The organism is Pedobacter sp. ASV12 (genome assembly GCF_016429155.1).
Classification (GTDB): domain Bacteria; phylum Bacteroidota; class Bacteroidia; order Sphingobacteriales; family Sphingobacteriaceae; genus Pedobacter.
Window position 1 is genome coordinate 193121 of record NZ_JAELUC010000001.1, and the last position, 18485, is coordinate 211605.

The 18485-nt window shown below is 45.4% G+C and carries 16 protein-coding genes; 6 read left to right on the plus strand and 10 right to left on the minus strand.

Translation table 11 applies throughout. The features are described from left to right. Nucleotides 1-6 precede the first annotated feature (6 nt). The gene (locus JHD69_RS00825) at nucleotides 7-1653 is read right to left on the minus strand and encodes a 2-oxo acid dehydrogenase subunit E2 (protein WP_199136308.1); all 1647 of its coding nucleotides are present in this window, start codon (nucleotides 1651-1653) and stop codon (nucleotides 7-9) included. Between the two features lie 32 nt (nucleotides 1654-1685). Beyond that, nucleotides 1686-2681, minus strand: a complete 996-nt coding sequence (gene pdhA / locus JHD69_RS00830) for a pyruvate dehydrogenase (acetyl-transferring) E1 component subunit alpha (protein WP_199136310.1) — start codon at nucleotides 2679-2681, stop codon at nucleotides 1686-1688. Between the two features lie 902 nt (nucleotides 2682-3583). Here pdhA and JHD69_RS00835 point away from each other — a divergent pair. The 3 genes from JHD69_RS00835 (at nucleotide 3584) to JHD69_RS00845 (ending at nucleotide 5499) form a co-directional block, all read left to right on the plus strand. Continuing rightward, a complete protein-coding gene (locus JHD69_RS00835) occupies nucleotides 3584-4135 on the plus strand; it encodes a C40 family peptidase (RefSeq protein ID WP_199136312.1) in 552 nt (183 codons plus the stop codon). Between the two features lie 70 nt (nucleotides 4136-4205). Continuing rightward, the gene (locus tag JHD69_RS00840) at nucleotides 4206-5306 is read left to right on the plus strand and encodes a CapA family protein (RefSeq protein WP_199136314.1); all 1101 of its coding nucleotides are present in this window, start codon (nucleotides 4206-4208) and stop codon (nucleotides 5304-5306) included. A gap of 4 nt (nucleotides 5307-5310) precedes the next feature. After that, nucleotides 5311-5499, plus strand: coding sequence for a hypothetical protein (locus JHD69_RS00845; RefSeq protein ID WP_199136316.1), 189 nt, complete (start codon nucleotides 5311-5313; stop codon nucleotides 5497-5499). 5 nt (nucleotides 5500-5504) lie between these two features. Here JHD69_RS00845 and JHD69_RS00850 read toward each other — a convergent pair whose 3' ends face one another. Together JHD69_RS00850 and JHD69_RS00855 are read right to left on the minus strand one after the other, a co-directional pair. Then, nucleotides 5505-5690 carry a hypothetical protein gene (locus JHD69_RS00850; RefSeq protein ID WP_199136318.1) on the minus strand — a complete coding sequence of 62 codons (186 nt, stop codon included), beginning with the start codon at nucleotides 5688-5690 and terminating at the stop codon, nucleotides 5505-5507. A gap of 105 nt (nucleotides 5691-5795) precedes the next feature. Further along, nucleotides 5796-7829, minus strand: a complete 2034-nt coding sequence (locus JHD69_RS00855; protein WP_199136320.1) for a M13 family metallopeptidase — start codon at nucleotides 7827-7829, stop codon at nucleotides 5796-5798. Between the two features lie 86 nt (nucleotides 7830-7915). Here JHD69_RS00855 and JHD69_RS00860 point away from each other — a divergent pair, with 86 nt between their 5' ends. After that, nucleotides 7916-8845, plus strand: a complete 930-nt coding sequence (locus JHD69_RS00860) for an SPFH domain-containing protein (protein ID WP_199136322.1) — start codon at nucleotides 7916-7918, stop codon at nucleotides 8843-8845. A 106-nt stretch (nucleotides 8846-8951) separates the two neighbouring features. Here JHD69_RS00860 and JHD69_RS00865 read toward each other — a convergent pair whose 3' ends face one another. From JHD69_RS00865 to JHD69_RS00885, 5 genes are all read right to left on the minus strand, one after another. Next, nucleotides 8952-9419 carry a hypothetical protein gene (locus JHD69_RS00865; RefSeq protein ID WP_199136324.1) on the minus strand — a complete coding sequence of 156 codons (468 nt, stop codon included), beginning with the start codon at nucleotides 9417-9419 and terminating at the stop codon, nucleotides 8952-8954. A 48-nt stretch (nucleotides 9420-9467) separates the two neighbouring features. After that, nucleotides 9468-11654 carry a carboxy terminal-processing peptidase gene (locus tag JHD69_RS00870; RefSeq protein WP_233165600.1) on the minus strand — a complete coding sequence of 729 codons (2187 nt, stop codon included), beginning with the start codon at nucleotides 11652-11654 and terminating at the stop codon, nucleotides 9468-9470. Nucleotides 11655-11788: 134 nt separating this feature from the next. Next, nucleotides 11789-12472, minus strand: coding sequence for a hypothetical protein (locus JHD69_RS00875; protein ID WP_199136328.1), 684 nt, complete (start codon nucleotides 12470-12472; stop codon nucleotides 11789-11791). A 19-nt stretch (nucleotides 12473-12491) separates the two neighbouring features. Further along, complete coding sequence (locus JHD69_RS00880; RefSeq protein ID WP_199136330.1) at nucleotides 12492-13334, minus strand: isoaspartyl peptidase/L-asparaginase; 843 nt, start codon at nucleotides 13332-13334, stop codon at nucleotides 12492-12494. 120 nt (nucleotides 13335-13454) lie between these two features. Next, a complete protein-coding gene (locus JHD69_RS00885; protein ID WP_199136332.1) occupies nucleotides 13455-14327 on the minus strand; it encodes a cyanophycinase in 873 nt (290 codons plus the stop codon). A 305-nt stretch (nucleotides 14328-14632) separates the two neighbouring features. On the opposite strand from JHD69_RS00885, the gene cphA reads away from it, so the two are divergent. Further along, on the plus strand, nucleotides 14633-17203 hold the full coding sequence (cphA, locus tag JHD69_RS00890) for a cyanophycin synthetase (RefSeq protein ID WP_370583440.1): 2571 nt from the start codon (nucleotides 14633-14635) through the stop codon (nucleotides 17201-17203). A 56-nt stretch (nucleotides 17204-17259) separates the two neighbouring features. Here cphA and JHD69_RS00895 read toward each other — a convergent pair whose 3' ends face one another. Continuing rightward, on the minus strand, nucleotides 17260-17712 hold the full coding sequence (locus JHD69_RS00895; protein WP_199136336.1) for a ferritin-like domain-containing protein: 453 nt from the start codon (nucleotides 17710-17712) through the stop codon (nucleotides 17260-17262). 114 nt (nucleotides 17713-17826) lie between these two features. On the opposite strand from JHD69_RS00895, the gene JHD69_RS00900 reads away from it, so the two are divergent. Then, on the plus strand, nucleotides 17827-18393 hold the full coding sequence (locus tag JHD69_RS00900) for a Crp/Fnr family transcriptional regulator (protein ID WP_199136338.1): 567 nt from the start codon (nucleotides 17827-17829) through the stop codon (nucleotides 18391-18393). The last annotated feature ends 92 nt before the right edge of the window (nucleotides 18394-18485 follow it).

An 18485-nucleotide genomic window follows, 5' to 3' on the forward strand; every position in this document is an offset into this window, starting at 1 on the left:
TTATTTTTAAACCAGCAATCTTACGGGTTCTTCCAGCAACGATTTTAGGGTTTGCAAGAAAGCGGCACCAGTAGCGCCATCAACCACGCGGTGATCGCAGCTTAGGGTTACCTTCATGATGTTGCCTGGAACCACTGCGCCGTTTTTAACAACCGGCACTTGCGAAATGCCACTTACGGCCAGGATACAAGCATTTGGTGTATTGATGATGGCCGTAAACTCGTCAACGCCAAACATACCCAAGTTAGAGATGGTAAAGGTAGAGCCTTCCATTTCTGCAGGTTGCAGTTTTTTGGCTTTGGCTTTTCCGGCAAAGTCTTTTACTTCGGCAGAGATATGGCTCAACGATTTGCCATCGGCGAAGCGGATTACCGGAACCAACAAACCTTCGTCAACTGCAACGGCTACGCCAATGTGTACATGTTCGTTGGTACGGATGGTATCGCCCTGGAACGACGAGTTGATGGCCGGGTGCTGTTTCAAAGCAATTGCCACTGCTTTGACCACTAAATCGTTGAAAGAAATCTTAACCGGAGCAAAATCGTTCATTTTGGCTCGGGCTGCAATAGCCTGATCCATGTCGATGCTCATGGTTACATAGAAATGCGGCGCGGTAAACAAGCTTTCAGACAAACGTCTGCTAATGGCCTTGCGCATTTGTGTAACTGGTCTTTCGCTAAATTTCTCTTCGCCCACAAAGGTAGGGATTGCCGGAGCGGCTTTCGTTTCGGCTTTGGCACCTTCTGCCGGAGCTGTAGCTGCCGGTGCTGCCGAAGGCTTAAAGTTCTCTACGTCTTTTTTAATGATACGACCGCCTTCTGCGCTACCTGCTACCTGGCTGAGGTCGATACCTTTATCTTTTGCAATTTTCTTAGCTAAAGGCGAGGCAATGATACGGCCGCCGTTGGCGTTTGAAACGGTTTGTGCTTTTTCTTCTTCTTTTGGTGCCTCTGCGGCTTTCGGCGCATCGGCTGGAGCGCTGGCCGCTTTTGCAGGAGCATCACCTTGGGCCAAAATTCCAGAAATATCTGTTCCCTCCGGACCAACAATGGCAATAATGCCGTTTACCTTGGCCGCTTCGCCTTTATTTACACCAATATGCAACAAAGTACCCGTGGCGTAGCCCATTACCTCCATCGTAGCCTTATCGGTTTCTACGTCGGCAAGGATATCGTCGTCTTTTACTTTATCGCCTACTTTTTTATGCCATTCGGCAATTACGCCTTCGGTCATGGTATCGCTCAGCAAAGGCATGCGGATTACCGTAACGCCTTTTTTGCTCAATTCTTCTTCGCTTAAGCCACCGCCTTGGGCTGGAGCTTCGGCTTGGGTTGCTTCTTTTGGTGCCTCGGCTTTAGGCGCCTCTGCAGCGGCATTGCCTCCTTCGGCTTCCAGCGCAGCTTTGTAATCTTCGCCTTCTTTGCCAATAACGGCAATTAACGCATCGATTGGAACGGCTTTGCCTTCTTCAACACCGATGTACAATAATGTTCCATCCCAATAGGATTCTAGGTCCATGGTTGCCTTGTCGGTTTCCACTTCGGCCAAAACATCGCCGCTTTTTACTTTATCGCCTACTTTTTTATGCCACTTCGCCATTACCCCTTCGGTCATGGTGTCGCTCATCTTAGGCATTCTTACTATATCAGCCATCTATATAAATCTAATGAAATGCGTTCTAAAAATTAATCTTTTACGTAAGGATAGTCGGTTTGCACGTACACGTCTGTGTAAAGTTCGGATGCATCTGGCCATGGCGAATCTTCTGCAAATTTCACCGAATCTTCTACAATGCCTTTCACTTTCTCTTCGATTTCGGCAATCCAGTTTTCATCAGCATATTTCTCTCTCAAAATGGTTTCTCTTACGCTTTCGATCGGATCTTTAGCTTTGTATTCTTCCAACTCGTCTTTGGTACGGTATTTTGCCGGGTCAGACATGGAGTGTCCGCGGTAGCGGTAAGTCCTCATTTCCAAGAAAGTCGGGCCTTCGCCAGCGCGCGCACGCTGGATGGCCTCGTCCATGGCATTGTGAACCGCAACCGGATCCATTCCATCAACCGGTGCACATGGCATATCGAAACCTAAACCAATTTTATAGATATCGGTCATGTTGGTAGTACGTTCTACCGAAGTACCCATGGCATAACCATTGTTCTCACAAACAAAAATTACCGGCAGCTTCCAAAGCATAGCCATGTTGAAAGCTTCGTTCAAAGCGCCTTGGCGAACTGCTCCATCGCCCATGTAGCAAATATTTACATGCTTGGTGCCTTTGTATTTTTCGGCAAAAGCGATACCAGCACCCAACGGAATCTGACCGCCTACGATACCGTGGCCACCATAAAAATGATGTTCTTTACTGAACATGTGCATAGAACCGCCTTTACCTTTTGAACAGCCAGTAGCTTTGCCGTACATTTCGGCCATAATACTGTCGGCACTAACGCCTAAAGCCAAGGCATGGGCGTGGTCGCGATAAGCGGTAACCATCGAGTCGCCTTTTTCCATTGCTGAAATGGCACCTGCAACTACTGCTTCCTGACCAATATAAAGGTGACAAAATCCGCGTATCTTTTGCTGTCCGTAAAGTTGTCCGGTCTTCTCTTCGAACTTGCGCATCAGCAACATCGACTCAAACCACTTCAAATAGGTATCCTTATTTATTTCTACTGCACTCATGTTTGGGTATTGATTTTTATTTACGGGAACAAATTTAATTTTTTTATTATATTTTCTCACATCATCGTATGTAAAATTATCCGTGCCGAGCACTAAACACAAGGGATTTAGCACCATTTTAGTGTCTGAATTACACTCACATAGACTGTAAGCTGGTCTAAGCGGGCATTAATATTTTTCTGCCGGGAACTTAGCCCCATTTTTTGATGCTCGATTGGCAAAAACAAAAAAATTTTATTTTGTTGGCAACAAAGGCTTAAAGGATTTTGAAAAAAAGTGTTTTAAAAGATTTTTACAAAACCCTGCTACTTCACCGGAAGCCTGCCTGCAACAGACCGATTGGCAGAAAGAAGCCATCAACTTTTGTCGTCTCTTTCCTTGCTTCGTTTCTTTGGGCAACAGCCAGCGGAGCTAGATTTTACACCTACAGCAACATCTACTGTGCAAAAAGTAAATGAAGACAAAAGTGACCAAAAATTCAAGGCCGTTGCATCTTCGCTGCGCTAGCTGTACCGACTTTGCCATAGCGCAAGCTGGATACGCGGTGTTGCTGTGGCCTAAATTTCTGCTTTGCATTTTTTACAGTGCCCCGTCCCTGCTAATGTACATAAGGCAATTTTATGATAGCACGCTTTATTCCGCCAGAGCTTTTATCCACACTTCCAATCAAAACTTCATCCATGTTCAATAATCACATCGGTTTAAATGATTTATCAACAAATGTGGCTTCGCGAAAGTGGCTCCAGCGCCTTAGAACGCGTAAAATGTTAATAACTTTTACATTTAACTGAGATTCATTTGGATAACATTTGCAAAAGACATATTTTTGCTACCCTAACAATAAGCCCCCGTGGTGTACGTTTAAGTGTAAGTGCCCGTTTACCCAAACTTAAAAGCATAACATGATTAAAAAGATTTTGTTTTCTATTCTTATCGTTCTCAGTAGCTACACAGCTACATTCGCACAAAGCAATAAGACCAAAGAAGCCAAACTAGAAGATCCTGACAACTTAGCGTCGCAATATTTCTCGCAGGTAATGGGTGTAGCCGTTGATGCGACATCGAACCTGAAACTATACAAGTTTATTTACGAGTGGATCGGAACTCCCTACCGTTACGGTGGCAACACCAAGAAAGGGATTGACTGTTCGGCCTTTACCAAAGCCATTTACGACAAGGTTTTTAACACCAACATTTTGCGCAACTCGCGCGATATCTTCAGCATGGTTGATCCTTTATCGAGAGACGAGCTGAAAGAAGGCGATTTGGTTTTCTTCAAAATCAAAAGCCGCAGCATTTCGCACGTTGGCGTATACTTGGGCGATAACCGCTTTGCACATGCCTCGGTAAAAGGCGTACGCATCAGCAACCTGAACGAACCTTACTACAGCCGCTATTTTTATAAGGGCGGACGGATTTTAGATCCGGCAAACAAAGAATTTATCGAAGAATAGCCTTTGGCATCCCATTAAAAATATTCCAATCCTTCCCCATAAAACCGGGAGGGATTTTTTGTAACTACCCATGAAGAAACTCCTCGGCATTGCTTTTTTAACTGGCTTGGTTGCTTATACCCTGATGAGCTGCCAAAGCAAAACCCAGGCAGAGGTAAAACAGGCACAAACCGATACGCCAAAGGTTAAGCGGTTAAAAGATACCTTAAGCCTGGTAGCCGTGGGCGATATGATGCTGGGCTCCGCCTTTCCGAGCAAGCTCAACCTGCCTCCCGATGATGCGGTAAACAGTTTTGTGGCTGTTGATACCTTTTTAAAGGGCGATATTGTATTCGGCAACCTAGAAGGCTGCTTTCTCAATTCGGGCAACTCCAATAAGTGCAAAGGCATTAACCCTAATAACTGCTACGCCTTCAGAATGCCCGATCGTTATGCCAACATTTACAAAAAGGCGGGTTTTAACGTGCTGAGCATTGCCAACAACCACGTAGGCGATTTTGATGCCAAGGGCCGAAAAAACACGGCCAGATTGCTAGATTCGCTTCAAATACATTATGCCGGACAATTGAACAAACCTTTCGACCTGTTTGAAATAGACAGTGTGAAATATGCTTTTTGTGCCTTTGCGCCCAACGAGAATACGGTGTCCATTAAAAACATCGACAGCGCCAAGGCCCTGGTGGCCGAACTTAAAAAACAGGCCGACATTGTGATCGTATCTTTTCATGGCGGCGGCGAAGGGGCACGATTTGAGCATGTAACACGCAAAACCGAGATCTTTTTTAAGGAAAACAGGGGCAATGTTTATGCTTTTGCCCATGCGGTAATAGATGCCGGTGCCGATGTGGTATTGGGGCACGGACCACATGTAACCCGCGCGGTTGAAGTGTACCGAAATAAGTTTATCGCGTATAGCCTGGGCAATTTCTGTACCTATGGCATGTTTAGCCTGAAGGGCCCGAATGGCTTTGCGCCGTTGCTGCAACTCAAAATTAACCGCAGAGGTGATTTTCTGTACGCCGATGTCGTTTCAGTTAAACAAGATAAGATTAATCGCCTAACTTTAGACGAAAACCATACGGCATTTGACAAAATGAAGACTTTGACCGACATCGATTTTGCCGGACATCACCTTATCTTTGAAAACAATCAAATCAGGTTAAAAAACTAATCCAATGAAGAAAGGCTTAACGGTTCATTATATTTTATTTATTGCCGGACTTGCGCTGAGCGCTGTTGCGGCCTATATGATCACCACAGATCCCGACGAAAACCTGAATTCTAAACTGATTGTCGTTTTTGCCGGAGCTTTTGTAGGCATTAGCCAATTTATGATTATCAAACATAAACGCAAGCTCAAATAGCCTCGTTACGATTCGTCTTTGGTGTTTTTGATCAGTCCGATGCCCGAAACAAAGAAAACCAATCCGATAATTCCATAAACAATTAGCCCGCGCGAGTTCTGGCTATGGTTTACAAAACCTATTCCCGCATAAACCAGACCAACAACCCCCAAAAGGGTTAACAGGGCACCAAAAATCCTTTTTACGTTCATAAAGCAATGTTGTAGCATAAAAACAGGGCAACGGCCATTTTGTTTCAAAAAAAAGCGGCACCAATTTAATGATGCCGCCTTTAGCGAGGTCAATTGCAATAATGCCTACCAAACACCCAGTCTGTTTTCTGGGGCTACGTACATTTTGGCGGTTTTTGGAATATTAAAAGCCTTGTAAAAAGCTTCCATGTTATAAACCGGGCCATTTACCCTGAACATTTCTGGAGAGTGCGGATCTGTTTTGATACGAACACGCATGTTCTCATCCCTGTCTTTGATACGCCATACCTGCGCAAAGCTCAAAAAGAAACGCTGATCTGGTGTAAAGCCATCAATTTTTTGGCTGTTGTCCTGTCCTTGCTTGGTAAGTTTAAAAGCATCGTAGGCAATAGCCAAGCCCCCAATATCGGCCAGGTTTTCGCCCAGCGTTAAGTTGCCGTTTACATGCTCGTTACCCAACAAGGTAAAGCCGCTGTACAATTTAGCCACCTTATCGGCTCTGGTTTTAAACTGGTCGGCGTCAGCCTTGGTCCACCAGTCTTTCATATTGCCTGCCGCATCGTACTGACGGCCCTGATCGTCGAAACCATGGGTCATTTCGTGGCCAATTACCGCACCAATGGCGCCATAGTTGATGGCATCGTCGGCTTTGGCATCGAAGAATGGAAACTGTAGAATACCAGCCGGGAACACAATCTCGTTAAATGTCGGGTTGTAATAAGCGTTTACTGTTGGCGGTGTCATGCCCCATTCTGTTTTATCAACCGGTTTGCCTATTTTACTGATTTCTTCGTTGTAGGCATGCATCCTGGCGCTGCGCGCATTGCCCAGGTAATCGCCTTTGCTGATGGTCACATCGTCAAAGTTTTTCCATTTGGTAGTGTAGCCGATTTTCTTTAAAAAGACATTCAGTTTCTCGGTCGCTTTTGCTTTGGTTTCGGCACTCATCCAATCCAGTTTCGAAATCCTGGTGGCGAATACTTTTTGCAAGTTGTTCACCAGCTCGTCCATCCTTTGCTTGGCTTCTTGCGTAAAGTATTTCTCTACATAAAGCTGGCCTAACAGGTCGCCCATGTTGGCGTCGATTCCATTAACCAGTTTTTTCCACCTTTCTGATTGTTTCTTTTGGCCATTGAAGATTTTATTGTAGTTAAACGAGGCATCAACAAAAGCCTTGCTCAGCAAGCCTGCATTTCTGGCCATGTAATCGTATTTGAACTTCGTTTTCCAAACTTCAATAGGTTGGCTGGCCAGCAAAGTGCTCAATGCTTTAAAATAAGCCGGCTGACCAACGTTAACGCTATCGGTTTTAATCTGCATGGCCGCAAAAAGCGAAGGCACGTCTAAATTTGGGGCCAACTGCGACAGCTGGGCTACGCTCATTTTGTTGTAGTTCTTTTGCGGATCTCTCAGCTCTTCAGGGCTGCGATGAGACTTGGCAATTTCTGTTTCCAAAGCCAAAATGGCGTTCGCGTTTTTAGCTGCCGTAGCGGCATCGGAGCCGGTTAGGCTAAATAGTTTGGTGGCGTAGGCAACAAAGCCTTCGCGGGCTACTTTAGAGGTACTGTCTGTTTTAAAATAATAGTCTTTTTCTGGCAGCGACAATCCCGATTGATAAAAAGAAACGATGTTTTTTACGCTGTTTTTTTCATCGGCACCTACGCCCATGCCCAATAGGCCGGCTTCGTTGGTCTTTGCCAGTTCGGCCAATAAGCTCACCAATTCTTTATAGCTTTTGGTACCGTCAATTTTGGCCAGTACCGGCTTTAAAGGTTCGGCTCCCAATTTTTCGATGGTTACCGTGTCCATGCCACTGGCATAGTAATCGCCAACCTTTTGCTTGATGCTTCCTTTCGGTGCATTTGCCTTTTCGGCATCTTCTACAATCCCTTTTAGTTTTTTGAGGTTATCTTCGTACAAAGTATAAAAGCTGCCCCAGCCGCTCTGATCGTCTGGAATAACCGTAGCCTTCATCCATTTACCGTTGGCATATTCGAAAAAATTGTCTCCCGGATTAACCGTTGTATCCATTCCGGCTTTGTCTAAAAATACCGTCCGGGTGTCGGTTTCGGTATTTTTACTTTGGCAGGCCGCCAGAAGCGCCAAACCAATTAATGGTAAACCTAATTTCAGTTTCATAAATGATTGATTATAAAATATCTAAAATAAAGCTACACAGAAAATCAATTTATTAGTAATATTGGCTATAATTTAAATCAAATTCTATGGACTATTTTTTTTATGGACTGCTTTTTTTCGGATTAATTATCCTTTTAAGCTCTTTTGTTACCGTAAGGCAAGGCACCATTGCCGTGATTACCGTTTTTGGAAAATACCGCAGGCAGCTGCGCCCAGGCTTGAGCTTAAAAATCCCGTTGATTGAACAGATCCATTCCAGGATTTCGATACAGAACCGCTCGGTAGAGCTTTCTTTCCAGGCGGTTACCCAGGATCAGGCCAATGTATATTTCAAGGCCATGCTGCTTTATTCGGTACTGAACCACGACGAAGAGACCATCAAAAACGTAGCCTTTAAGTTTGTTGACGCCAGCAACCTGATGCAGGCCTTGATCCGTACCATCGAAGGTTCGATCAGGGCTTATGTGGCCACTCAAAAACAAGCCAATGTATTGGCGCAAAGAAACGAAATTGTAGAGCATGTAAAACACCAGATAGACCAGGTATTGGAAAGCTGGGGCTACCACCTGCAGGATTTACAGCTAAACGATATTACCTTCGACGAAGAGATTATGCGTTCCATGAGCCGTGTAGTGGCTTCGAACAACCTGAAAGCCGCCGCCGAAAACGAAGGCCAGGCTTTATTGATTACCAAAACCAAGGCCGCAGAAGCGGATGGCAATGCCATTAAAATTGCCGCCACCGCCGAGCGCGAAGCGGCCCAATTGCGTGGACAAGGTATTGCCCTATTTAGGGAAGAGGTGGCCAAAGGTATGACCAATGCCGCCCACGAAATGCAGCAGGCCAACCTGGATACTTCGGTTATTTTGTTTACCATGTGGACCGAAGCCATTAAACAATTTGCCGAGTACAGCGAAGGCAACGTCATTTTCTTGGATGGCAGTACCGAAGGCATGAACAAAACCATGAAAGAAATGATGGCCATGCAAATAGACCCGAACAAAGGCAAAAAGTAAGCCGTTGGCGAAAATCAATATGGAAAATCGTCAGTTTCTTCGCGATGACCACACCAATCAAAAAAGCCTTCCAATTAACTCTGGAAGGCTTTTTTTGTTTTGATGATTAGCTAGGGGATGGTGGCATTATGGTCATTTCTACAATTTTCTCACCGAATAGTTCAACTTTGGAAAGTTGCAGCTTATTTAAGGCCCCGGTAGAACAGCTCAGCAAATAACCTTCCTTTCTAAAGATTGTCATACTCCATAGGGGTAAAATCTCTTCTTTTTGAAAAACAAAGCCATGGTTTGAAATGGCATAGTCCAATATTTCGTTAAAGTCAAAATCGGCCGTTGTACTAAACTGGCAACTGAACAACTCGCCGTTAAATACAGATAGGATTAAGGTACCTTTTTCCTGCCAGCTTTTACTATTGACAAAATACGTACTTGATTTTAAGCACTTCCCATCAATGATTTGTTCGTTCTCTTCCAAATTTACTTCATCAAACGACTCGGAAAGGTAACTGTCTATCTGATCAGGGCTGAGCTGAAAAACAGAAACCATCTCTTCAAATACTTGCGCTTTTGTCATTGGATCTGTTGCAAAAAAGCCCCGAACTTTCGGGGCTTTTTGATAAAGTTATTTTTCGAATGTCTTTGGTACATTGGTGAGTCTATTGCCCTCGGTCATCTTCATCAAATCGATCATTACCTTGATGCTTTCGTCTTCCACCAGATCGTAGTTTTCGTCTTTCGCAATTTTATCGCCTTTTTTAACTGGCGCCAAACCTCTCGATGCCCTCAATTCGTTTAAGCGGGTTAGGTTTTTGGCTTCCAAGGCATCTCTTTCCGCTTTGAGCTTGCTTTCGTTGAGGGTAATCGAAGTTTCGCCATCGCGTTTTTTCGAATCGGCAATATCTTCGTTCAGCACTTTATAGTCTAAAGAGCTCTTCATCCTTTGTTCGTGCAACCTTAGCAAGTTAGCTTTGATGTCTGTTAAGTCGGCCACTGCTTTATAGTTAGATGGCTTAATCATATCAAATGGCAAGGCCGATGGCTCTGTATCTTCGCCAATCTTATCCAGTGGATAAACCGATGGAAAATTGATATCAGGAATTACGCCTTTATGCTGGGTGCTATTGCCATTTACACGATAGAATTTAGCCATGGTCAGGTTGATTTGGCCTAACTGCGGAATACCATCCTTATCGAGCACCGCATTGCTGCCTTGTGGCGATACGATCACGCCTTTGCTGTCTCTTTTAAAGAGGGATGCCATTTTTTGCAGGATAGACGGATTAACCAAGCGGTTAAGATCGATTGACGACTGCACGGTTCCTTTGCCATAGGTTTGGGTACCCATGATAATGCCCCTGCCGTAGTCTTGTATGGCACCAGCAAAAATCTCCGAAGCCGATGCGCTCAAACGGTCAACCATTACGCCCATTGGACCGGTCCAAGCGGCGCCCGCATTTTTGTCTTCGTCAACTTCAACGCTGCCTCTCAAGTCTTTGACCTGCACAACTGGCCCTTTGTCTATAAACAAACCGGTGAGGTCGATGGCTTCTACCAACGAACCGCCTCCATTAGACCTCAAATCCATGATGATGGCATCAACCTTATCGGTATTTTTAAGGGTGTCGATCAACAAACGCACGTCGCGGGTGGTGCTTTTATAATTTGGATCGCCAGTATTGGCTGCTTTGAAATCGGCATAGAAAGCTGGCACTTGGATAATACCGATCTTATAAGGTTTACCGTCAGACTGAATGGTTTTTACCGATTTTTTGGCTGATTGGTCGGCCAAAATCACTTTTTCGCGCACCAAGGTAATGATTACCGGTTTAGAAGAAAGTTCTTGTCCAACCGGAATTACTTTCAATTTTACGGTAGTGCCTTTAGGGCCTTTGATTCTCGACACGGTATTATCTATCCTCCAGCCAATTACATCTTCAAATTCGCCGTTGGCACCTTGGGCTACTGCCACAATCCTATCGCCGGCATTCAACTGTTTGCTTTTAAAAGCCGGACCTCCAGGTACGATGGAAACGATTTTGGTCACTTCGTTTTCTAGCTGCAGGGTAGCACCGATGCCTTCGATAGAGCGAGACATTTCTTGGTTAAACACCTCGGCATTTCTAGGGTTAAAATAATTGGTATGCGGGTCGATGGCTTCGGTAAAGGCATCCATGATGAGCTGAAAAACATCCTGGTTGTTGAACTTGGCTGCCTGCGATTTTAGGTTTTCGTATCTTTTGGTCAGCGTTTCTACGTTCTTGGCATCAGGCGTACCTGCAATTTTAAGGTTTACCAATTCGTATTTTACCCTTTTCTTCCACACATCGTCCAAACCAGCAGTTGTGGCAATCCACGGCATTTTTTCGCGATCGTATACGTAGGTATCGTTTTGGTTAAAATCGTATTTGCCCTTAATCTGTGCTATCGAATAATTGATGCGTTCGTTGTATCTTTTCAGGTAAACGTTAAAGATGTAGAAAGGAGCACTCAGGTCGCCGATCCTGAAATCATCGTCGAGCTCGGTCCTGAATTTATCAAAGTCTTTGATATCGCTGGCCAGGAAATAATATTTAGAAGGGTCTAATGCCTTGATATACCTGTCTAAAATGATAGAAGAAATCGAATCGTTGATTTCCAATTTCTTATAGTTATAGCTTTCGATCAGGTTAACCACTTGCCTTAGCACCAGGCTTTGCTGCTCATCTGGCTTAATATTTTGTACGCCATCAACCATTTTCTGCGGTTTTGGCGACGCGCTACAGGCCAAGGCCGCGGCTGTAAACGTAATCATCAATACTCTTCTCAACATCTCTTTAACAGTTTTAAAATCCATTCTTATAAAATCATCATCCAATATGATACCAATTTCTTAAATAAACAAAAAAGATACAGCAATTATCTGTATCTTTTTTGTAAACTTTATTATTCAGCTAGTTAGCTTGTTTATTTTTTTAGCCCTGTTTTTTCGGTAATCAGCAGCCTGCTGTTTTTTATCTGCTGACTGAACTGCGTAATTTTAGCATTTTTGGCTAGCAGTTCGGCACGGTTCACATCTTTGGTAGCCAACCCGTATTCTTTCTTTTTAATCTTGACCTGGGCAATGCCCAATACCGAATCGATATAGGAAGTATTGTTGCGAAGCTGTTGTGCCAGAATCCCCTGCTGGGTATAGAACCAGAGTGATTGGGTTAACTTATTGGCCGCATAATAAATCTTGCCCAGCTGATTATAAGCTGCCATCTGGCCTGCCTTGCTGCCTATTTTGGCGTAGGTTTTAAGGGCGGCATTGAGCACCACCTGTTCGGCTTCGGTATAATGCGAAAGCAAGAGGTGGATGTTGCTCATGCGCAGCAGCGCCGCGCCATAACGGCTAAATTTACGGTCGTTGTTGTATTCGAAGGCCGCTTTGCCAAACAGCGTAAGCGCTTCGTTCAGGTCGCCTTGCCTTTCGTTGCGTTCGGCATCAGCAAAAAATTCATCTCCATTTGTTTCGTCTTTAAGCGAAACCGCGATATTAATAGCATTCCCTACCGCATTTTGTGTTTCCTGAGGCCCAGAATTTACATTTTGAGCAAAGGCAGCAGAAGCAAAAAATAGGGATGCGAGAGCCAGGTGAATCTTGTTCATCTGATAAAGATAGCTATTTTTAGTTAAACACCTGTAAACTACCATCAAAAGCTGCCCAAACCATATACGGATGAGAGTCGCAATGGTAAATTTCGCCCTTAGCCGAGATTCCGATCACGCCGGCAAAGCCGTCGAATGCCTGCAGTTCGACAAAAGATTTGTCGCAGGCCTCTTTCAGGCTAAAGCCGTCGGTAACGCGGGTCACGATTTTGGCAGCCAAGGCGCCGCTTACAATGTCTTCGCCCACGCCGGTACACGAAATTCCGGCAAAATTGTTAGCAAAATTACCCGCTACCGTGGCCGAGTCGCTTACCCGACAAGGAATTTCGAAGCCTTTGCCTCCTGTTGAAGTTGCCGCCGCCAGGTTTCCGTTGGCATCCAAGGCTACGCAGCCTACCGTTCCTTTCCGGTCTTGCTGGTTTAATTTAGCCTCATATTCGGCCTGACGTTGCGGGGTAATTGGATTAAAATAGTCGAAGTTGTTGGCTCTTGCAAAGGCTTGTGCGCCCTCGCCACTCAGTACCCGATCATCATAGGCCAATAGCTTTTCGGCTACCTCAATCGGGTTTTTTACATCTTCTAAATTGATAACGCCACTAAATTTTTGGGTCTGGCCATCCATCAAAGCCGCACTGAGCCTCACTTTGCCGTCGCTTTGGATCTGTGAACCAATGCCCGCATTAAACAGCTCATTGTCTTCTAACAGGCCAACGGCATATACTACGGTTTCTAAAGCCGTATGCTTGGTCAGAAACTGGTGCGCTTGGGTTACAATCTGGGCCAAGGCATCTTGCTTGGCTTTTTTGGTTTCCTGGTTGGTGGCTGATTCGCTGAAAAAGCCGCCGTGTATGATTAGTTTCATCTGCGTATTGCGTAGTGAGTATTGGGTATTGCGTTAGGGGTTTACGGGTCTTAGGCTTGGCGTTCAAAACGCATAATGCTATACGCTGACCGCTTCCCGCCACATGCTTAACGCTTATGGCTAGGCTGTAGGTATAACTTTTGGATGATGGATAACCAATTGATGGCTAACCAAGTCGTAAATATCGCCGTCGCACATCACATGTACCACCATGTTCTTGATCGAAACCGGCTGTCCCATTTCTACATCGGTTAGGTTGGTATCGGCCATAAAACGGCCATCTACCAAAATGACCATACCCGAGCCAATGGCTTCCATGGTATTGTTGTGGATGTACAGCCCGGTATCTTCGCCCAAGCCAATGCCCAAAATACCTGGATTACTGGCCGTAGCGTACAACAAACGGCCAATACGGCCACGCTGTACAAAATGGGTATCTACAATCACATCATCTATAAAACCGAGGCCACCAGTAATTTTTACTTCGCCCTTTAGCAAAGCATCTTTGCTGCTGCCCTGGTAAATCATGTTCTTAGAGCTGGCGGCGGCACCTGCCGAAGTTCCGGCAATGACAAAATCAGTGTTTTCGTATTTGTCTAACAAAATACGGTGGATCTCGGTGCCTCCAAAAATAGACGATAGGCGCAATTGGTCGCCACCAGTAAAAATAATGACGTCGGCCTGTTTAATGCGCGCAGCATTTTCGGGATTGTTGGCCTCCTCGCGGCTACCAATATTCAGCACTCCGATATTATGCACATCGAGCTGCGCAAATGCCTTGATGTATTCTTCGCCAACTTTTTCAGGAATAAGCGATGCGGTGGTCATGATTTCGAAACGCGAATCGTGGCCTTTAATTGATTCGGTGGTAATCCGCTTTAAGATTCCACGCTCAAAAAAGTTCATGTTCTGTGGCAATCCGAATTGCGTTTCGGCAAAGCTTCCCGTATCTATTGCGCCGCCTATGATGATTAATTTTCCTTTTGGAGCCATCGTACCTGTGTAAATGTTGCTAAAATGCCAAATATATGCGCATTAGCCTAATATTTAACAGTATTTTTATCAATATTACACTTTTAATTAACAATCAAAGCAGAATTTGGAAGCCCGATGAACAAGTTTAATTGCAGGGGGCCACAGTTAATTTGAATTTTTTTTTATACTTTAAGCTGAGGTTTGTCGGGCTCGCCCGAAACCGATAATCTCCCCACCTCAACAACGCATTCAAAAAAAACAATTTTATACCATAAATGAAGATATTAGGCATACAGGTTTTACGGGGACCAAATATTTGGTCGGTGAATAGAAAAAAATTAATCCAGATGCGCCTGGACCTCGAAGATATGGAGCAAAAGCCCACCAACCTCATCGAAGGATTTAGGGAGCGTATAGAAAAGCTGATTCCCACCCTGCACAGCCACAGGTGCTCTAAGGGTGCACCAGGTGGTTTTTTAGCGCGGGTAGAAGAGGGAACCTGGATGGGTCATGTGATTGAGCATATTGCGCTCGAGATACAGACCTTGGCGGGCATGGATACGGGCTTTGGCCGTACCAGGCAAACCAAAACCGAAGGCATCTACAACGTGGTGTTCAGTTACCTGGAAGAAAAGGCTGGGGTTTATGCCGCCGAAGCCTCGGTGCGCATCGCTGAAGCATTGATCGGCAACAAAGAATACGATTTGGAACACGACATTCACCGCATGCGCGAACTGCGCGAATCGGAACGCTTGGGCCCAAGTACCGGCTCTATTGTGGATGAGGCGATTGCGCGCGATATTCCATGGATCAGGCTTAACAAAGGTTCTTTGGTACAATTAGGTTATGGCAAAAACCAGGTGCGTTTTCGCGCTACCATGACCGAGCGTACCAGCAGCATTGCAGTTGATATTGCCGGCAACAAAGACGAAACCAAGCGTTTGCTGGAAGATGCTGCCATTCCGGTAGCCAAAGGCGTAACGGTAACCACCCTCGATGATGTGCACGAAGCCATTAAAAAAGTAGGCTTCCCCTTGGTGTTTAAACCCCTGGATGGCAACCATGGCCGTGGCGCCACCATTAACGTCAAAACCGAAGAAGCAGCGATTGCCGCTTTCCACTATGCCAAAGAACATTCCAGAAGGATTATTGTAGAACGCTTCATTACCGGCCACGACTTTAGGGTATTGGTGATCGACCATAAAATGGTAGCCGCCGCGCTGCGTGTGCCCGCCCATGTAAAAGGCGATGGCAAACAGACCATCCAGGCGCTTATTGATGAAGAAAACGCCGATCCGCGCCGTGGCTATGGCCATGAAAACGTGCTCACCGAAATCAATGTAGACCGCGATACGCTAGACCTGCTCGAAAAGAAAGGCTATACCTTGGAAACCGTGCCTCCGAAAGGCGAAGTGGTTTACCTCAAGTCGACGGCCAACCTGAGCACCGGCGGTACTTCTATAGACGTGACCGATCAGGTACATCCGCAAAACGTATTCAACTGCGAACGTATTTCGAGAATTATAGGCCTGGATATTTGTGGCATCGACATTATGGCGCAGAACCTTACCGAACCCCTCACCGAAAACGGAGGCGTGATTTTAGAAGTAAATGCCGCGCCAGGCTTTAGGATGCACCTCGCGCCAAGCGAAGGCCTGCCCCGCAATGTGGCCGCTCCGGTAATAGACATGCTTTATCCGCCAGGCAAAGATGCCCGCATTCCGATTATCGCAGTAACCGGCACCAACGGTAAAACCACCACCACCCGCCTCATTGCGCACATTGTAAAAAACAATGGCAGCCGCGTAGGCTTTACCACCTCCGATGGCATCTACGTGCAGAATACCATGTTGATGAAGGGCGATACCACCGGCCCTTTTAGCGCCGAGTTTATTTTAAAGGATCCAACAGTTGAAGTAGCCGTACTTGAAACCGCCCGTGGCGGTATTTTGCGTTCAGGGCTGGGCTTTAACAAATGTGATATTGGTGTAGTTACCAATATCCAGGAAGACCACTTGGGCATTTCAGACATCCACAACCTCGACGATCTGACCCGCGTGAAAGCCGTGATTATTGGTGCCGTCAAAAGAAACGGCTGGGCCGTGCTCAATGCCGACAATGCCTACTGCCTGAAGATTGCGGCCAGCGCCGATTGCAATGTGGCCTATTTTAGCATGGACGAGAAAAATCCGGTCATTAAGGAGCATTGCAAAAAAGGAGGCATTGCCGCCATTTACGAAAACGGTTTCGTGACCATTAAAAAAGGCGATTGGAAAATCCGCGTGGAAAAAGCCACGCATATTCCACTTACGTTTAACGGTACAGTCGATTTCATGATCCAAAATGTATTGGCCGCTACGCTCACCACTTTTTTGTGGGGCTATAAAACCGAAGATATCCGCACTTCATTAGAAACCTTCATTCCGTCGGCCGCGCTTACGCCGGGCAGGATGAACATCTTCAAGTTCAAGGACTTTAAGGTGTTGGTCGATTTTGCGCATAATCCCGATGGTTTTAACGGCGTAAAAACCTACCTGCAAACCGTTGAGGCCAGCGAGCATGTGGGCGTAATTTCGGGTACCGGCGACAGAAGGGACGAAGACATTATCGAAACCGCTCGCATTGCCGCGCAAATGTTTGATCGGGTAATCATTTGCCAAGAGAAATACCTGCGCGGACGCAAACAGCAGGAGCTGATCGATTTATTGCTTACCGGCTTAAAAGAGGTAAAACCAGACATCCAGATCGACATTAACAACCATGGCGACGACTGCCTGAAAAACCTAATCCATACAGCCAAGCCGGGCTCTTTCATTACCATTTTAAGCGATACCATAGATAACGCGATTAAAAAAGTAACCCATTACCTGGACCAGGAACTCGAACAGAAATAAAAAAACAAAGTCCCGATGCAACATCGGGACTTTGTGATTCTAGGGAGTTTTCAAAACTACGCTTGGGAGTCTCTCAGTCTTTTAATTTCGTCGTGCGATTGCCTCAAAGCTACTTTTTGATCAGTGATCAGGCTCCTGATGTTGGCCGGCAGCTCTTCTTCCAAAGCCATTTTGTAGGCTTTTTGAGCTGCATCTTCGCCAAATTCGCAGTTATTGAGCACTGTTTTTCTGTCGTTGCCCGTAAACACGGCTTTTACATCCATCCAGGCCCTGTATATTTTGCCCGATGTGGTGGTTCCTTCTTCGGCCTCTTCGCCCAATGCCTGTACTTCGGTAGCCAAAGCCATCTTATGTTGATGGCTCTCGCCAATCATCTTTACAAACAAAGCCTTTAAATCGGCATCGCCCTCTTTTAACTCTTTTATAGCCCGTTCATAGCCCGCCACTCTGTCGTTGTTAATTTGGATAAGGTCGTTCAGTACCTCTGCGCTTATTGTTTTCGTTTCCATAATTCTACTGCTTTTAGTGTAGTTAAACAACAGAGACCTTGAGCCAAAAGTTTAAAGAAGCTTAGCGCATTTGGGAATGTGTTCAAATTGCAAAAGCTTTGATATATTTAGGCCATGTATCCCAATTTTATTCAGCATATTAAACGTTACGTATCGTTAACCGACGATGAAACTTCCTTATTGCTGCAGCAAATCAAACCTTTAACCCCCAAAAAGAAGGAATTGCTGTTACAGGAAGGCCAGATTTGCAGGTATCATTATTTTGTAGAACAGGGTTGCCTGCGCATGTTTTTTGTGAACGACAAAGGCACCGAGCAGATTGTACAATTCGCACTGGAAAACTGGTGGATAGCCGACTACATGAGTTTCAGCACACAGCATCCATCCAACTTTTCCATCCAGGCGGTAGAAGCCTCCCAGATTGTGGGCATTGCCAGCAGTCGGCAAGACGAGCTTTTTAGGCAGCTGCCACAGCTGGAGCGCTATTTCAGGATCATGATGCAAAGGGCTTATGCGGCAGCACAAATGCGGGTCAAGTACTTCCACGATTTTACCAAGGAAGAAAGCTACCAGCATTTTGTTACGCTATTCCCCGATTTTGTACAGCGCATTCCGCAGTATATGCTGGCTTCCTATCTGGGCATCACACCCGAATACCTGAGCGAGCTGCGCAAAAAATAGGCTATTGGCCACTCTGTTTTTATTTCTTAAACTGGTTTAAGTTTTTACCGGTGCATGTAGCCTAATTTTGGTTCATCATTTAAAATAAAGTT

Excerpts from the sequence above, each read along its gene's own strand:
- JHD69_RS00825 (WP_199136308.1), bottom strand. The coding sequence starts at position 1,653 with ATGGCTGATATAGTAAGAATGCCTAAGATGAGCGACACCATGACCGAA.
- pdhA (WP_199136310.1), bottom strand. The coding sequence starts at position 2,681 with ATGAGTGCAGTAGAAATAAATAAGGATACCTATTTGAAGTGGTTTGAG.
- JHD69_RS00835 (WP_199136312.1), top strand. The coding sequence starts at position 3,584 with ATGATTAAAAAGATTTTGTTTTCTATTCTTATCGTTCTCAGTAGCTAC.
- JHD69_RS00840 (WP_199136314.1), top strand. The coding sequence starts at position 4,206 with ATGAAGAAACTCCTCGGCATTGCTTTTTTAACTGGCTTGGTTGCTTAT.
- JHD69_RS00845 (WP_199136316.1), top strand. The coding sequence starts at position 5,311 with ATGAAGAAAGGCTTAACGGTTCATTATATTTTATTTATTGCCGGACTT.
- JHD69_RS00850 (WP_199136318.1), bottom strand. The coding sequence starts at position 5,690 with ATGAACGTAAAAAGGATTTTTGGTGCCCTGTTAACCCTTTTGGGGGTT.
- JHD69_RS00855 (WP_199136320.1), bottom strand. The coding sequence starts at position 7,829 with ATGAAACTGAAATTAGGTTTACCATTAATTGGTTTGGCGCTTCTGGCG.
- JHD69_RS00860 (WP_199136322.1), top strand. The coding sequence starts at position 7,916 with ATGGACTATTTTTTTTATGGACTGCTTTTTTTCGGATTAATTATCCTT.
- JHD69_RS00865 (WP_199136324.1), bottom strand. The coding sequence starts at position 9,419 with ATGACAAAAGCGCAAGTATTTGAAGAGATGGTTTCTGTTTTTCAGCTC.
- JHD69_RS00870 (WP_233165600.1), bottom strand. The coding sequence starts at position 11,654 with ATGTTGAGAAGAGTATTGATGATTACGTTTACAGCCGCGGCCTTGGCC.
- JHD69_RS00875 (WP_199136328.1), bottom strand. The coding sequence starts at position 12,472 with ATGAACAAGATTCACCTGGCTCTCGCATCCCTATTTTTTGCTTCTGCT.
- JHD69_RS00880 (WP_199136330.1), bottom strand. The coding sequence starts at position 13,334 with ATGAAACTAATCATACACGGCGGCTTTTTCAGCGAATCAGCCACCAAC.
- JHD69_RS00885 (WP_199136332.1), bottom strand. The coding sequence starts at position 14,327 with ATGGCTCCAAAAGGAAAATTAATCATCATAGGCGGCGCAATAGATACG.
- JHD69_RS00895 (WP_199136336.1), bottom strand. The coding sequence starts at position 17,712 with ATGGAAACGAAAACAATAAGCGCAGAGGTACTGAACGACCTTATCCAA.
- JHD69_RS00900 (WP_199136338.1), top strand. The coding sequence starts at position 17,827 with ATGTATCCCAATTTTATTCAGCATATTAAACGTTACGTATCGTTAACC.